This window comes from Listeria grandensis FSL F6-0971 (assembly GCF_000525835.1).
GTDB lineage: Bacteria > Bacillota > Bacilli > Lactobacillales > Listeriaceae > Listeria_A > Listeria_A grandensis.
In genome coordinates, this window is sequence record NZ_AODD01000002.1 from 94,029 (window position 1) to 109,950 (window position 15,922).

15 protein-coding genes, 3 pseudogenes and 1 riboswitch are annotated in these 15,922 nt (G+C 43.2%); of the genes and pseudogenes, 17 read left to right on the forward strand and 1 reads right to left on the reverse strand.

What is annotated here, in order from left to right; genetic code table 11:
- The first annotated feature begins 144 nt into the window (after positions 1-144).
- From fur to PGRAN_RS01075, 11 genes and pseudogenes are all read left to right on the forward strand, one after another.
- On the forward strand, positions 145-600 hold the full coding sequence (fur, locus tag PGRAN_RS01025; protein WP_036064337.1) for a ferric iron uptake transcriptional regulator: 456 nt from the start codon (positions 145-147) through the stop codon (positions 598-600).
- A gap of 139 nt (positions 601-739) precedes the next feature.
- On the forward strand, positions 740-1,633 hold the full coding sequence (gene xerD, locus PGRAN_RS01030) for a site-specific tyrosine recombinase XerD (RefSeq protein ID WP_036064338.1): 894 nt from the start codon (positions 740-742) through the stop codon (positions 1,631-1,633).
- A gap of 39 nt (positions 1,634-1,672) precedes the next feature.
- On the forward strand, positions 1,673-2,491 hold the full coding sequence (locus tag PGRAN_RS01035) for a purine-nucleoside phosphorylase (protein WP_036064341.1): 819 nt from the start codon (positions 1,673-1,675) through the stop codon (positions 2,489-2,491).
- Between the two features lie 175 nt (positions 2,492-2,666).
- Positions 2,667-3,977, forward strand: coding sequence for a diaminopimelate decarboxylase (gene lysA / locus PGRAN_RS01040; protein ID WP_036064344.1), 1,311 nt, complete (start codon positions 2,667-2,669; stop codon positions 3,975-3,977).
- A 12-nt stretch (positions 3,978-3,989) separates the two neighbouring features.
- Positions 3,990-4,736, forward strand: coding sequence for a segregation/condensation protein A (locus PGRAN_RS01045; protein WP_036064347.1), 747 nt, complete (start codon positions 3,990-3,992; stop codon positions 4,734-4,736).
- Positions 4,733-5,304: pseudogene (gene scpB / locus PGRAN_RS01050) on the forward strand (SMC-Scp complex subunit ScpB). The gene PGRAN_RS01045 and the pseudogene scpB overlap by 4 nt, the downstream one beginning before the upstream one ends.
- A gap of 43 nt (positions 5,305-5,347) precedes the next feature.
- Positions 5,348-6,078 (forward strand): annotated as a pseudogene (locus tag PGRAN_RS01055) (pseudouridine synthase).
- Between the two features lie 378 nt (positions 6,079-6,456).
- Positions 6,457-7,176: a response regulator transcription factor gene (locus PGRAN_RS01060; protein ID WP_036064349.1), complete on the forward strand. Its 720-nt coding sequence runs from the start codon at positions 6,457-6,459 to the stop codon at positions 7,174-7,176.
- 153 nt (positions 7,177-7,329) lie between these two features.
- On the forward strand, positions 7,330-9,111 hold the full coding sequence (locus PGRAN_RS01065; RefSeq protein ID WP_036065192.1) for a HAMP domain-containing sensor histidine kinase: 1,782 nt from the start codon (positions 7,330-7,332) through the stop codon (positions 9,109-9,111).
- A gap of 27 nt (positions 9,112-9,138) precedes the next feature.
- Positions 9,139-9,648 carry an acyl-CoA thioesterase gene (locus PGRAN_RS01070; RefSeq protein WP_221638698.1) on the forward strand — a complete coding sequence of 170 codons (510 nt, stop codon included), beginning with the start codon at positions 9,139-9,141 and terminating at the stop codon, positions 9,646-9,648.
- Between the two features lie 65 nt (positions 9,649-9,713).
- A riboswitch (FMN riboswitch) is annotated at positions 9,714-9,839 on the forward strand.
- 247 nt (positions 9,840-10,086) lie between these two features.
- Positions 10,087-10,695: an ECF transporter S component gene (locus PGRAN_RS01075; RefSeq protein ID WP_036064353.1), complete on the forward strand. Its 609-nt coding sequence runs from the start codon at positions 10,087-10,089 to the stop codon at positions 10,693-10,695.
- An 11-nt stretch (positions 10,696-10,706) separates the two neighbouring features.
- Here PGRAN_RS01075 and PGRAN_RS01080 read toward each other — a convergent pair whose 3' ends face one another.
- Positions 10,707-10,958 carry a ferredoxin gene (locus PGRAN_RS01080; protein WP_036064355.1) on the reverse strand — a complete coding sequence of 84 codons (252 nt, stop codon included), beginning with the start codon at positions 10,956-10,958 and terminating at the stop codon, positions 10,707-10,709.
- Between the two features lie 151 nt (positions 10,959-11,109).
- On the opposite strand from PGRAN_RS01080, the gene PGRAN_RS01085 reads away from it, so the two are divergent.
- The 6 genes and pseudogenes from PGRAN_RS01085 to PGRAN_RS01105 all read left to right on the forward strand — a co-directional run bounded on the left by PGRAN_RS01085 (position 11,110) and on the right by PGRAN_RS01105 (position 15,921).
- Entirely contained in the window at positions 11,110-12,120 is a 1,011-nt protein-coding gene (locus tag PGRAN_RS01085) for a YpbB family protein (RefSeq protein ID WP_036064357.1), read from the forward strand.
- Positions 12,111-13,512: pseudogene (locus tag PGRAN_RS01090) on the forward strand (RecQ family ATP-dependent DNA helicase). The gene PGRAN_RS01085 and the pseudogene PGRAN_RS01090 overlap by 10 nt, the downstream one beginning before the upstream one ends.
- 9 nt (positions 13,513-13,521) lie before the next feature.
- A complete protein-coding gene (locus PGRAN_RS15405) occupies positions 13,522-13,773 on the forward strand; it encodes a hypothetical protein (protein WP_051998366.1) in 252 nt (83 codons plus the stop codon).
- Positions 13,770-14,108 carry a CPBP family intramembrane glutamic endopeptidase gene (locus PGRAN_RS17670; protein ID WP_051998367.1) on the forward strand — a complete coding sequence of 113 codons (339 nt, stop codon included), beginning with the start codon at positions 13,770-13,772 and terminating at the stop codon, positions 14,106-14,108. The genes PGRAN_RS15405 and PGRAN_RS17670 overlap by 4 nt, the downstream gene beginning before the upstream one ends.
- Positions 14,101-14,886 (forward strand): LysM peptidoglycan-binding domain-containing protein, encoded by a 786-nt coding sequence (locus PGRAN_RS01100; protein ID WP_036064359.1) that lies wholly within the window; start codon positions 14,101-14,103, stop codon positions 14,884-14,886. The genes PGRAN_RS17670 and PGRAN_RS01100 overlap by 8 nt, the downstream gene beginning before the upstream one ends.
- Positions 14,887-14,958: 72 nt before the next feature.
- A complete protein-coding gene (locus PGRAN_RS01105) occupies positions 14,959-15,921 on the forward strand; it encodes an asparaginase (protein WP_036065196.1) in 963 nt (320 codons plus the stop codon).
- The last annotated feature ends 1 nt before the right edge of the window (position 15,922 follow it).

Here is a 15,922-nt window from a genome sequence, read left to right on the forward strand (position 1 = left end):
TGCTATCTTTGAATAGATATAAAAACCACTTGTTCCAATTGTTTTAGTGTAGTAAAGAGCGAGTATGTAGACTTGATTTTTATTTAGAATTATTATAAACTACTAACCTAAGACGGAATGTTTGTTACCGAGGGAGGGCGTAAAATGGAAGGCCGTATTCAACGGATTAAATCGCAGTTGCATGAAGCAAGTTATAAATTAACGCCACAACGTGAAGCTACCGTACGTGTTTTATTAGAAAATGAGAAAGATCATTTGAGCGCGGAGGATGTTTATTTGCGCGTGAAAGACATCGCTCCAGAAATTGGATTAGCGACCGTTTATCGGACGTTGGAACTTTTAACAGAGTTGCGCGTTGTTGATAAAATTAATTTTGGCGATGGTGTAGCGCGTTATGATCTTCGCAAAGAAGGCGCGAAACATTTTCATCATCATTTAGTTTGCTTGGAATGTGGCTCGGTAGAAGAGATTCAGGAAGATTTGCTTGACGATGTGGAGAAAATTGTGGAGCAGAAGTGGGATTTCTTAGTGAAGGATCACCGTCTGACATTTCAAGGTATCTGTACGGTGTGTAAAGGCAAGTTGAAGAAAGCAGAGTAGCGTTGGAAGGGCCTGATGTATTCGGGCTCTTTTTTTCTTTCGTATTTGGGTGCTTTTTGGTATACTGAGGAGGCAACGAGGTAACGCGAAAGTTCATAGAGCGAAGAAAAGCTTTTTTGGACGAATGAGGGGATTATTTATGGATGATTTGATACTGGATTTTCTGCATTTTTTGCAGGTGGAGAAAGGCTTGTCGGCCAATACGCTCGTGGCTTATGAACGGGATTTGCGCTTTTTTGCGCGGTATTTGGCAGAGGAAGAAGGGCAGATAGCGATTCGGGACGTGGAACGGATACATATTGTGAGCTTTATGACTTTTGCGAAATTAGAGGGCAAGTCACCGAGAACGATTGCGCGCTACATGGCTTCTTTGCGATCTTTTTTTCATTTTCTATTGCATGAAAAACTGGCGGATCGGGATCCGATGATTCAGGTTGAAACACCGAAACAGGCACAGGCGCTACCGAAGATTTTAAATTTGGATGATGTGGAGAAATTGCTGGAGGCACCAGATGGAGCGAAACCACTTGGCATGCGTGATCAGGCGATGCTTGAGGTATTGTATGCGACGGGGCTTCGGGTAACGGAGTTAGTGCGGCTTCAGATGGATGATTTACATTTGCAAATGGGATTTATTCAAACGATTGGCAAGGGTGAAAAGGAGCGAATTATTCCACTTGGCAAAACAGCGACATCGGTTTTGGAACGTTATTTGGAGTTTGGTCGGTCTAGATTGCGTCGTGCGTCGGATCGCAACGATTTTGTATTTTTGAATCATCATGGTCGCGGAATGACACGTCAGGGTTTTTGGAAAAACTTGAAGCAGATTGCAGCTAAGGCTGGTATCGACAAGCCGATTACGCCACATACGCTACGCCATTCATTTGCCACGCATTTACTGGAGAATGGAGCGGATTTACGGTCGGTGCAAGAACTGCTCGGTCACGCCGATATTTCGACGACACAGATTTATACGCATGTATCAAAAGCACGTTTGAAGGATGTGTATAAGCAATATCATCCACGCGCTTGACGTGAATTTTTAGTGAAGAAAGAAGGAGCGATTAGGAAAATGAATTACACGAAAGTAATGGAAGCGGTCAAAAAGATTAGGGAAACATACAATGGAAAGCCTCGTATTGGATTGATTTTAGGGTCAGGACTTGGTGTTTTAGCAGACGAGATCTTGGAGCCAACAATCATGAAATATAAGGATGTTCCTTATTTCCCAGTTTCGACGGTAGAAGGCCATGCGGGACAATTCGTATTTGGAAGGCTTGAGGGACAAGAGGTTGTTGCCATGCAAGGGCGATTCCATTTTTATGAAGGGTATTCGATGCAAGACGTGACGTTTCCTGTTCGCGTGATGAAGGAGCTGGGCGTCGAGATATTGATCGTGACTAATGCCGCGGGTGGAGTGAATGAGCTGTTTTCTGCGGGTGATTTGATGCTGATTTCAGATCATATTAACTTCACCGGGACGAGCCCGCTCATCGGGCAAAATGACGAACATTTTGGTCCGCGTTTCCCGGATATGTCGGATGCGTACCGCCTAGATTTGCGCCAGCAAGCGCGTCTTTTGGCCCAGAATTTAGAGCTTGAAGTGCGTGAAGGTGTTTACGCAGGATTCACGGGACCAACGTATGAGACGCCAGCAGAGATTCGAATGATGCGTACACTAGGTGCGGATGCTGTTGGGATGTCAACGGTTTCTGAAGTGATCGTTGCCAATCATTGCGGCATGCGGTGTCTCGGTATTTCTTGTATCACGAACATGGCGGCAGGCATTCTTGACCAGCCACTAAGCCATGAAGAAGTGATCGAAACAACGGAGCACGTAAAAGAAACTTTCTTAACGTATGTAAAAGCGCTTGTTGAAAATGTGAAATAAAAGTAAAAATGGGTCTGGTGCAATACGCATAACATTTTGCATCGGGCTCTTTTTTTGTGTACATAGCCTAAATTTGTTTGGAAAACATACGGTTGCCTATTGTCCCGTGGTAGGCTTGTATGCTACTATATAAAAGAACTTTCGATAAAATAAATGGAGTAAAGGTGGGATTGACGTGGCGTTTGAATCATTTGGGACAATGCGAGTGAATGAAGTTGGACATCTAGAAATTGGAGGGGTGGACACTCTGAAGCTGGCGCAAAAATATGGTACCCCGCTTTATGTATATGACGTTGCGTTGATCAAAGAACGTGCCCGTGGATTTAAGAAAACGTTTGAAGAGCTAGGCGTGAAGGCGCAAGTAGCCTATGCCAGTAAAGCTTTTTCGGCGATTGCGATTTATCAATTAATGCATGAAGAGGGGTTGTCGCTAGATGTTGTTTCTGGTGGCGAATTATACACGGCGATGCAGGCTGGTTTTCCAGCGGAGCGGGTTCATTTTCATGGGAATAATAAGACAAAACACGAACTCGAAATGGCGATTGATTATGGCATCGGCTGTATCGTGATTGATAATTTTTATGAGATTGAGTTATTAGCGGAAGTGCTGGCGGAGAAACAGGCGTCAGTAGCGGTTTTGATTCGGGTAACACCTGGGATCGAGGCGCATACGCATGATTATATTTTAACAGGGCAAGATGATTCTAAATTCGGATTTGGTTTAACGAATGGACAGGCTGAGGACGCGATTAAGCGCGTGATGGCAATAGATGCGTTCCAGTTAATCGGTCTGCATTGTCATATCGGATCGCAAATTTTTGAAACGACTGGGTTTAAACTAGCGGCGCATCGGATTATGGAGCAATTGGTTGTGTGGCGTACGGAGCTGGATTTCCATGCGGAAGTGCTAAACCTTGGTGGTGGTTTTGGTGTGCGTTATACGGCGGATGATCAACCGCTGCCGCCGTCGCAATATGTGCGCGAGATTATTGCGGATGTGCGCGAGGTTGCGATGGAAAACAATTTAGACATGCCGGAGATTTGGATTGAGCCTGGGCGCTCGCTTGTTGGTGAGGCGGGTACGACGTTTTATACGATCGGTTCGCGTAAAGAAGTACCAGATATTCGTAGCTATGTCGCGGTGGATGGTGGGATGTCTGATAATATCCGTCCTTCTTTATATGAGGCGAAATATGATGCTGTCATCGCAGAACGGCCGTTAGAAGAACCAGAGGAAACGGTATCTATCGCTGGGAAATGTTGTGAGTCTGGGGATATGCTAATCTGGGATTTACCGCTCCCAAAATCGGATGCAGGCGAGCTTTTGGCAGTATTTTGTACAGGAGCTTATGGTTATTCGATGGCGAATAATTATAATCGAATTCCTCGTGCAGCTGTTGTATTTGTGGAGAACGGGCAAGATAAACTCGTCGTTGCTCGAGAAACGTATGAAAATCTGGTACAACTGGATTTACCGCTTCATTAAGGTGGGCTATGCATGACTGGAATTAATTTTAAGGTAGAGGCGTTTGAGGGGCCGCTTGATTTGCTCCTCCAACTGATTCAACAATTGGAAATTGATATTTACGATATTCCAATGGCGGATATTACAGATCAGTATTTGGAATACATCCATTTGATGAAGGAAATGGAGCTCGACGTAGCGAGTGAGTATTTGGTGATGGCAGCGACGCTCCTAGCGATTAAGAGCAAGATGTTACTGCCAAAACAGGAGCTTGAAATCGATTTTGAGGAGTTTGATGATTCCGTCGATCCCCGTGATGAATTGGTTGAAAAGCTGATGGAATATAAGCGTTTCAAAGAGGCTGCAAAACAGTTAAAGGAAAAAGAATCAGAGCGCAATTTTTATTTTGGAAAGGCGCCGATGGATTTGGGTGAGTATGATACGTCTGGGAAACAAGCTAATCTGGACGTGTCGTTAAATGATATGTTAGGTGCGTTTCACAAGATGTTACGCCGTAAGAAGCTTGCCGAGCCCCTTCATACGCGGATTACGAAGCAAGAAATTTCGATTGATCAGCGTATGAATGATGTGATGGATCGGATTGAAGCGGCGCATGGTCGGGTGGCATTCGAAGCCCTTTTTGATGCGGCGACGAAAGATGATTTGATCGTCACTTTTTTAGCGGTGTTGGAGTTAATGAAACGGCGCCAAATTAGTGTTTCACAGTCGGGTAGTTTTGCGAAGTTATATGTTTTTAGTAGAGGTGAAGATGAGGCGTGAATAAAAAATTAGGAATCCTTGAGAGTTTGCTTTTTGCAGCAGGCGATGAAGGGTTGAGCACGAAGCAGTTAACAGAAGTTATGGAAATCAGTCATATTGAGGCGCTTAATTTGTTGGAGACGCTCAGCGATAGCTATGCAAAAACGGCAGAACGTGGTATTGTTCTTTTAGAGCTTGCGGGAACGTTTCAACTAGCCACAAAAAAAGAGCATGCCGCCTACTTGCGAAAATTGGTAGAAGTGCCGGGAAGTACGGCTCTTTCACAGGCTTCGCTCGAGACGCTTGCGATCATTGCTTATCGGCAACCAATTACACGGATGGAAATCGATGATATTCGTGGCGTGAAAACAGATGGTCCGATTCATACGCTGACCGCCAAAGGCTTATAATGGATAAAGGTCGCGTAGAAGGTGCCGGTCGTGCTAAACTATATGTGACGACTTCTGAGTTTTTGGATTGCTTTGGATTAAATAAACTAGAAGACTTACCATCGATGGATACTGTCGATTCGGAGGAAATGATCCAAGATGAAATGGACTTGTTTTTTGACCGTTTTGCTGGGAAATAGACGATGAAATAATAATTAGTGAATAGCTAAAAAGAGGTGCAAGATGGAACGATTGCAAAAAGTAATTGCGAATGCAGGGATCACATCGCGAAGAAAAGCAGAAGTAATGATCGAAGAAGGTAAGGTAAAAGTAAATGGCAAGGTTGTTCGCGAACTGGGATTAAAGGTCGGTAACTCAGATAAAATCGAAGTGAACGGCATCGAGTTGACACAGGAAGTCAAGCGTTACTTTCTTTTGTACAAACCGCGCAGTGTTATGTCGGCGGTATCGGATGATAAAAAACGACGCGTCGTATCAGACTTTTTCACGGATATTCCAGAGCGTTTGTATCCAGTGGGGCGTCTAGATTATGATACATCAGGGTTGTTATTGATGACCAATGATGGTGATTTTGCGAACCAGCTCATGCATCCGAAGTTTGAAGTAGAAAAAACGTATATTGCTCGTGTCAAAGGAATTCCTTCGCGTGAGGCCTTGCGTAAATTGGAAAATGGCGTGATGATGGAAGGTCGTAAAACAGCGAAAGCGAAAGTTCGTATGCAATCATTCGATAAAAAGAAAGAAAAAGCGATCATTGAGGTTATTATCCATGAAGCCGTAATCGCCAAGTTCGTAAAATGTTTGATACCATTGGTCATCCTGTGCAAAAGTTGTCACGTGAAGCATACGCCTTTCTAGATTTAAAGGGTTTAAATGCAGGCGAGCGCAGAGAATTGACACATCACGAAGTAAAAAAATTAAAAGCCTACACGCAGTTTGGTGATAAAAAATAAAAGTGTCTGCTGATGAATATCCTAGGGATTCAGAGAAAATACAGCCATGGTGCATTTTGACAGATAATCTTACTTTTTCCAATGAAAAACTAGGGATGCCTATGCCATTATCCCTAGTTTTTTGTTGTCATTGTATGTAAATCATTCACTTTTTTTCACAAAGGAAGGCTTAAAAATAGCTAAAATAAAAAAAAGCATGTATAATTTGTGCAAGGACAATAGATTTCTTTTTTATAGGGGTTGTTCTGTGTTGTTGGTAGAGATGTGAACAAAATGTCAATAAAAAGGTACGAAAGACTAGCAATATATGCAAACATAATGATTACATACCGAAATAAGTTTCAGTTTTTAGAGAAACGAGTAAGGGGATGATTACCTATGAGTGAGCAAGTTAAAATTCTCGTTGTGGATGACGAAGACCGAATCAGGCGTTTACTGAAGATGTATCTCGAACGTGAGAATTATAAAATTGAAGAGGCTAGTGACGGCGATCAGGCGTTGCAACTCGCAATTGATAATAGTTATGATGTGATTTTGCTTGATTTGATGATGCCAGGAAAAGATGGCATTGAGGTTTGTCGGGAATTACGTGAATATAAAGCGACTCCGGTTGTTATGTTGACCGCTAAAGGAGAGGAAGCAAACCGTGTTCAAGGGTTTGAGGTCGGTGCAGACGATTACATCGTGAAGCCGTTTAGTCCTCGTGAGGTTGTGTTGCGAGTCAAGGCTGTATTACGGCGCGCGCAACAACATAGCCAACCAGTTGCAGCAAGCGTGCCAGGTGATGTCATTACGTTCCCACATTTAAAAATTGATAATGAGGCGCATCGGGTCATTGTTGAAGGTCAGGAAATAAACTTGACACCAAAAGAATATGACTTGCTATATTATTTAGCGAAATCACCGGATAAAGTATTTGACCGGGAATCGTTATTAAAAGAAGTTTGGCGCTATGAATTTTTCGGCGATTTACGTACCATTGATACGCACGTGAAGCGTCTTCGCGAGAAATTATACGATGTATCCGAAGAAGCTGCCAAGATGATTGTGACGGTTTGGGGCTTGGGGTATAAGTTTGAAGTGACAGAAACAGAGTAATATGGATATAGGTAGATAGGTTAACGTTATGTAATTTGTGACAAAACCTATCTTTTTCTTGATTTTAGCGCTTATTTTTTGCAAAATGGGATAGAGAAATGTAAACTTGCAAGTAACGATGAATCGGAAATTCAGATTAAAGGGCTGATGAACATGAAGTTTTGGCACAGTATCGTAGGAAAAATATGGGGTACGATTATTCTTTTGCTCACGGGTGTTTTAGTGGCAACTGGATTTTTCATTGCAATTATTTATGATGATAAAAATACGGAACAGATTGCTCACGGGATTGAAGCGACGACAGAACAGATTGGTAACTTAATTGAGGCTGGAACGGGTTTAGATGTAATTGGATCGGCTTTTCAGTTGTTGGATAATTCAACAGGAGTTATTGTAGAGCAAAAGGGAGAGGTAGTGGCATCGCAACAGACATCCATGCATTTAGATGATGCTGCGTACCAACATTTATTCAACGATAAGAAGTTGAATGAACGGCTTTCTAAAGGTGGCTATGTAAGCGAAGAATATAATTTTCACGATGATTCGAATAATGAAACGGTACATATGGGAGCGCAACGTTTTAAAACATTGGATGGGAATATTAGTACGGTCTATGTATACAGGTCGTATGGGGATATCTTGAAAATTACGGGGCAAGTGACGAGAACCTTGATTATATCAGGGATTATGGCGGTTTTGGTGACCTCGATTCTGTCCTTTATTTTGTCATCCCGGATGGCGTATCCGCTCAGGGAAATGAAAAAAATTGCGATTGCTGTTTCTAAGGGGAATTTTGACAATCGGGTGCCCACCTATACGCATGATGAAATTGGGGATTTAGGGATTGCCTTTAATAAGATGGCGCAGCAACTGAAATATAATATTAGTGCGCTAAGGCAGGAGAAGGAGCAACTATCTAATATTCTAGTCGGTATGGCCGATGGTGTTATTAAGTTTAATATCGATAAGACTATTATTTTGAGCAACCCGCCTGCGGAACAATTTTTGCATGATTGGTTTTTCTCGACCGAAAATGAGAATAAGGTATTGATTCCACCGAATTTAGATGTGATGTTGACGAATATTCTGGAAACACGTGAGGAGCAGGTGGGCGACATTGTGTTTGGGGATCAGACGTATGTTGCGATTTTGACGTTGTTGTATAATGGTGATGATATTCGGAGTATCGTGACGGTTATCCGTGATATGACAGAGGAGAAACGCCTAGAGAAGATGAAAACCGACTTTGTGAATAATGTGTCTCATGAATTGCGGACGCCAATTTCGATGTTGCAGGGCTATAGCGAGGCCATTATAGACGGTGTTGCTCAAACAGATGAAGAGGTGCGTGAATTTGCGCAAATTATTTATGACGAGTCGCTCCGCATTGGTCGTTTGGTCAATGATATGCTTGATTTGGCAAGGATGGAAGCTGGGTTTGAGCAGTTGGAGAAACAACGCTTGCCAATGGTACCATTTTTGGATAAGGTCGTTTCGAATTTCGAGGTGTTGGCGAAGGATAACAATGTTGCCTTGAAGCTAGTGATGGATGATCCAGATCTTGAGTATACGTTTGACCCTGATCGGATGGAGCAAGTGCTGGTGAACTTAATCATGAATGCGATCAGACACACAGGTCGAGAAGATTATGAAGGCGTGGTTGAGGTGCATGAAGCAGCGAATTACCATACCGATGAATTGGTCATTAAAATCATTGATAACGGTAGCGGTATTGACGAAGTGGATATTCCATTCCTATTTGAGCGCTTCTATAAAGCCGATAAGGCAAGAACGCGTGGCAAAACTGGGACAGGTATCGGTTTGTCGATTGTAAAAAACATCGTGGAAGCGCATAATGGTAAAATAACAGTGGAAAGCCATGTGGGAATAGGTTCGACGTTTATCATCACATTACCACTTTCCACAGATATATAAAGGAGTTTGATAAAAGTGACAGAACGCATGCAAAAATTTTGTAAAGATTCATTGGTAATTAAAACAAGTCGGGTATTTCCGTCCGATACGAATAATCATAATACCTTGTTCGGCGGGCGATTGATGACGTATATTGACGATACAGCCTCCATCAGTGCGTCGCGCCATTGCCGTACTGGCATTGTGACGGCATCGACAGATTCCGTCGACTTTTTGCAACCGATTAAAAATGATCACTCGGTTTGTTTGGAGTCTTATGTTGCCTCGACGGGCCGTTCTTCGATGGAGATTTTTGTAAAGGTGATCGCGGAAAACTTGAAAACAGGGGATCGGTATTTAGCGGCGACTTCTTTTTTGACGTTTGTAGCGATTGATGATAACGGGAAAACCGTAGAAGTCCCAACTGTTGTGGCGCAATCGGATGAGGAGCGAATGATTAGCCGTGATGCGAAGGAACGAAGCTTGGCTCGGAAAAAACGTCTGACACAAAGTCGAGAACTTGCAGCATCGCTTTCCACGGAAATACCTTGGGGCTGAGTTTTCTAGACTTTACAGCAAAGAAAAGCTTATGATACAATGAGGCTGTAACACAATAAAATATAGTTCATCTTCGGGGCAGGGTGTAATTCCCGACCGGTGGTTAAAGTCCACGAACTGTTTCTTTTTGAGATGGTTGATTTGGTGTAATTCCAAAACCGACAGTATAGTCTGGATGGGAGGAGATGTTGGTTCGCTTATTGTTTAGCGCACCTACTTGAAAAATTGGCTAGTAATGGTCTATTTGGATTGGGCGTTTTTGGCAACTGTTTTTTCAGTGGCTTACTGGGTCTTATTTGAATGTACCATGCTTGTTTGGATTTTCACATACCATCCCTCGAATTATTTTCACGAGGGATTTTTTTTCGTTGTAGCGTTGCATGAATAGAGGGGAAACCGCAGATTCTTAGGATGAACATCTAAGGAGAAGTGATTTTGATGAAGAAGTATTCTTTAAAGGCGTTTGTAAGTATTGCAGTATTGGGAGCGGTGGCATTTGTCATCATGTTAATCCAGTTTCCGCTATTGCCAAGTGCACCATTCTTAAAGTTGGATTTCAGTGATATTCCTGCTATTATCGGTGGCTTATTATTTGGACCGCTCGCGATTATTTTGATTGAGTTTGTGAAGAATGTGTTGGAGTATTTAGTAACAGGAAGTTTTGTTGGGGTACCAATCGGAGAACTTGCGAACTTCTTATCGGGCATTTGTTTTGTGTTACCGATTTACTACGTATTTCGTTATACGCGTTCCACGAAAGCGATGATTTTAGCTGTAGGCCTTGGAACGGTGACGATGACGGTAATGATGTCCCTGTTTAATTACTTTATCTTATTGCCATTTTATATCACAGTCGGCGGTTTACCAGCAGGAACGAACATTGCGACGCTTGTGACAACAGCGATTGTACCGTTTAACTTATTAAAAGGAATCATCGTTGGGGCGGTATTCATTCTTGTTTACGGCAGGATGAGAGCATGGATTTTGAAGAATACGATTGTTAAATTGAAAGTGAGCAAAGATAAAAAGCATCACGGCGTTGTGTAATGCTTGGATAATTAGTGATGCTCATATTTTAGCGGGTCGCCTTGAAAGGGGTGATCCGCTATTTTTATGGATAGGGATGGACAAGCCTGTTCTGCATCAAGTGCATCGCTTTCGAATGGTGCAGGGATGGGCGCATTGCCGCTATTTTGGTCGAGCATGCTGTAGGCTGAACCTTCGTCATTGTAGTCAAATAGGTCGGGAGCATGAACGGAGCAGGCGCCACAAGCGATACAGGTTGTTTGATCAACGATGGTATATTTCATGAAATTTGGATACCTCCTTGTATTCTTCCTAGTACCTATTATAAAGGAGCTTGGAATATTGTCCAGTTAGCGAATTTATTTCCACATTTCTATCGCCGAACAAATGTTTTCGTGTTAAAATAAATAAAAAGCATGGAAAAGAGGTGGGCGGATGGACACGTTAGATCAATATATACTGAGTGTGATAGCTTCTTTTCCGCTGAAACGAAAACCTGCTTTTCTTTTTGCGATTGTGACGGGGAAAAGGACGGGACAGGCGGTTCAGGATGCGCATCTGTTTGAAGTGACGCCGCTTTTCGGGTGTTTACCAACACTTAGGCAGCGGAGTTTTGATGCGAGATTGGCGGGGCTGCAAGAGTTGGGCTGGATCGAAGTGACGGAGGACGGGATTGCTTTGGTACCTGGCATAGCGTCCCCTTTTCAGACGCAATTTCCGTACATAGACGGCTTTTTATATCAAAATCGGACGAATCGTTTTTTTGAACGTTTGCTGTTGGCGATACAGGTTTTTAGTAATTTTAAGCATGAACGGAAGAATTATTTGCCAATTGTTCGGGATGAGGAGACGCAGTTAGCGGTGAAGTATTGGTTAGCTACTCACTTAGCGGAGCGGTCAAAAGAGGTTGTGCGTGCGGATCTTTTCTCAGAGCTTGAACGATGGTTGATGGATGCTGATGCTTCTTTGTTTGTACCACGCTTTTCGGGTGGCGATTATATCGGAAAAACAGCGTTTCAAGTGGCAGAGCTGACTGGAAGGGAGCCGTGGAACTATTATTTTGCTTGGTTGAACGGCTTGCATCAGTTGTTTGGGAGATTGGATCAGGGGTTTCCGCTTTTGGCGGGCTTGATGCCGAGTGCGGAAGAGGGACTGACGACATCAGCTAGGAAGACATTGCAATTGGCGGAACAAGGCGTTCCATTTGATAAAATGATGACGGTTCGGCATTTAAAATGGAGCACGATTCAGGATCATATCGTAGAAATTGCAGCAACGATTCCGGCATTTGATATTTCTGAATGGGTCGATGAAGCTACAGTTTTGCGAATAGGTGCACACGGGTGGCAGTCATTAAAAGAAATCAAGCAGGCTTTTCCAGAACTCGATTATTTTCAAATTCGGTTGGCTTTGATTGCGAAAAGGAGTGGCGCGACATGCAGTTAGAAGAGCAGTTAGAGCGGTTTTTAGGATTTAGCGCATTTCGGGCAGGACAGCGTGAGGTGGTGTCGCACGTACTTGACGGCAATGATTGCTTCGCGATGTTGCCGACGGGGACTGGGAAAACGGTTTGCTATCAATTATCTGGTTATTTATTGAAGGGAGCGGTACTGATTGTGTCACCGCTACTTTCCTTGATGCAAGACCAGGTGGAGCGGATGCGGGCAAACGGGGAAAAACGTGTGATTGCGCTGAATAGCTTTTTAAGTTTGCCGGAAAAGCAGCAAGCGCTCGGAAATTTGGGACAATATAAATTCATTTTTGTATCACCGGAAATGTTAGCCAATCAACGAATCAGGGCGGCGATTGCAAGCCTTACAATCGGTCTGTTTGTCGTCGATGAGGCGCACTGTATTTCGCAATGGGGGCATGATTTTAGACCGGATTACTTGGAGCTCGGCGCAGTTAGGGAACAACTTGGCTCACCGGTTACACTTGTTTTGACAGCGACAGCAACAAAAAAAAGTGAGGATGGATATCAAAACGCAACTTCGCCTCACGGATTGTGTGGATGTGATTCATTCTGTGGATCGGCCGAATATCGCGATGCACGTGCAAAAAGTCGAGACGCGGCTCGAAAAACAGGAGCAACTTTTGCGGCTAACGGGGATGCTTCGAGGTCCGGGGATTATTTATTTTTCGAGTAAGAAGTTGGCGGAGCGTTATGCTTATGAGATCGCGGAACAGCACGGATTACGTACGGCGTTTTACCACGGAGATATGAGTGGGGAGGTCCGGGTGACCATTCAACAGCAGTTTATCCAGAATCAGTTGCACCTTATTTGTGCGACGAGTGCTTTTGGAATGGGGATCGATAAAGGGGACATTCGTTATGTTATTCACTTTCATATGCCGGGAGACTTGGAGGCGTATTTGCAGGAGATTGGTCGGGCAGGGCGTGATGGCAAGCCGAGCGTCGCGATTTTGCTTTATGCAGACGGGGACGAAGCAATTCAGTTGCAATTGCAAGATCGTGATTTGCCTGAAGAAGAGTTGGTGCATTTAAGCCCGGCTTCGACGGAGCAATTACCAGTGACGGAGCGCCGTTTTTTAGAATTTTATAGGGAGCTTGGATTTACACCGAATCAGATCAAAGAAAAAATCCAGTTTCGGAAGCGATGGAAACGAGAAAATCTCTACACTTTCTTGAATTTTATGAAAGGAATTACGTGTCGGCGTCAGTTTGTTCGGCATTATTTTGAGGAAACGACGCGTTTTTCGAATCCTGTGAATTGTTGTGACATTTGTGGGATGGAGGTTTCTGATTTTTTTGGTGATAATGAAGTGATAGAAGAGCAACAAGATTGGCAAAAATACATCGCGTATTTATTGAGATGAGGGAAATATGTGGCAAATACAGTAGATAAAATGCGGAACATGTCTAAAAAAGAAATAACACGTGTTTTTTTACTCCAAAATGGGTTGTTAATTGCGCTCGGAATTGGTATTATTTTTATAAGTACTGGTATTTTTGTTTGGGTGCAGGAATTGAGTTATGATTTACTGGTAATCTTTTTTGCGGTGTTGCTTGCCTGTTTTTGGGCAGGACTCAATATTGGCCTAGATCGCTTGCTTCCCAAACGGATGACGGTGGAATGAATCTGCTCATTTTTAAAGACCGGAGACCACTGGACATTCTTGGATTATGTATTTTGATTGGAATCACAGAGGAGTTCATTTTCCGCGGGATTATTCAATTTTATTTTGGCTTCTGGGCAAGTGTCATTTTATTTGTGCTTGTGCATTTTCGCTATTTAAATAAAGTATATCTGTTGTTCAATGTTACAATAACTAGTATAATTATTGCAGGACTATTTCAATTTAGTAATCAAAACTTAATGGCTGTGATAATATTTCATATCTTGTTCAATTTTATTGGGGCATTAGATATGAAGATGAGATATCAGGACGAAGGAGGGGTCGCGCATGGTTAGGAAAGAAGACAAGAACATGGGTAAAGAGGACGATCAAGAGTTGAAACAAATAGGTGAAGAGTACGACGATGATTATATTGATTCTATTCCATCACGCTCCCAAAGCAGACGCGCTAACAAATCAAAGAAAGCTATTTTTCGCTATCCAATATTGAATTTATTAATTATCTTCTTTTTATTGATTCCGATCGTGTGTTTAGGTGTGTATTTGTTCGTCCTAAACTTTGGGCCAAACAAGGATGATACGGTGACAACGGAAAATGCACAAACGACATCGGCGAAACCGAAAGAGGTCAATATTTCAAGCAATGAAGAGAAAGTAAAGGAAGCGAAGGAAAAAGCAGCGGCTGATAAGAAAGCGAAAGAAGAAGCAGCGGCTAAAGCCAAAGAAGAGGAAGCAAAGAAAGCAACAACCGCGAAAGAACAAGCCGAAGCGAAGCAAAAAGAAGAAGCCGCTCAGAAGGAAGCTGCCAAAAAAGCGGAACAAGAGCGCCTAGCAGCAGCGAGAGCAGAAGAAACACGCAAACAACAAGAAGAGGCCAATGCGAAAAAAGCAGAGCAAGATCGTATTGCGGCCGAAGCGAAGAAGAAGGAAGAAGAGGCAGCCAAAGCAGCGAAATCTTCGCACACAGTTGTGGCTGGAGATACGCTGTATAAGATTGCGCGTCAAGCTTATGGCAACAGCAACGTCGCTGCCAATGTCGCTAAGATTAAGCAAGCGAATGGAATAACGAACGATAATGTGCCAATTGGAACGGTGCTCACGATTCCACAATAAACAAAATAAGAAGAATCGAGAATGACACGATATCGTTTTTCTCGATTTTTTTCTGGGAAGCAGGTGTTTTTTTTGGCAAAAGTAGCTTTGATTACAACGGGAGGAACGATCGCAAGTACGAAAACGGAGTCGGGGAGATTGGCGTCGGGAGAACTCTCGGGTCAGGAATTAGCTGCACTATGTGAATTGCCGGCGGAGATCCAGGTTGATATTTTCTCGACATTTCAGTTGCCGTCGATGCACATTACGTTTCAAGATTTGTTGTCGCTGAAGGATTTGGTAGTGCAAATTTTTGAGGATGATACATATGATGGGGTCGTAGTAACGCATGGAACGGATTCGTTGGAGGAGACCGCGTACTTCCTTGATCTGGCGATTAGTGATGCAAGGCCAGTTGTAGTGACAGGGTCGCAACGGGCGCCTGGCGAGGCTGGAACGGATGCGTATATTAATATTCGGCACGCCATCTATACGGCAAGTGTGGAGGAACTTCGCAACACAGGGACGGTGGTCGTTTTTAATGAACGTATTTTTGCGGCGCGATACGTCAAAAAAGTACATGCTTCCAACATTCAAGGATTCAGCGCCTTTGGCTTTGGTTATTTAGGCATCATCGACAACGATCAAGTCTTTTTATATCAAAAGCCTGTAGAGCATGAGTCATATCCGATCAGACGTGCGATGCCTTCGATCTATATTGTGAAATGTTACTTGGAAGCGGATGGGTTATTTATTGATGCGGCGCGTGAAGCTGGGGCAGATGGCATTGTTTTAGAAGGTGTAGGTCGTGGTCAAGTGGCGCCGCGGATGATGCCTGCAATTGAACGTGCTTTAGCTGCGGGGATTCCGATTGTTATTTCTACGAGCGCAGAAGAAGGAAATGTTTACACAACCTATGATTACGAAGGTAGCACATATGACCTTTACAAAAAAGGCGTCATTCTTGGAAAAGACTACGATAGCAAAAAAGCACGCATGAAATTGGCCGTTTTAATTGCTGCGGAAGAAGAGATTTGCCAAACCAATTTCAGATAAG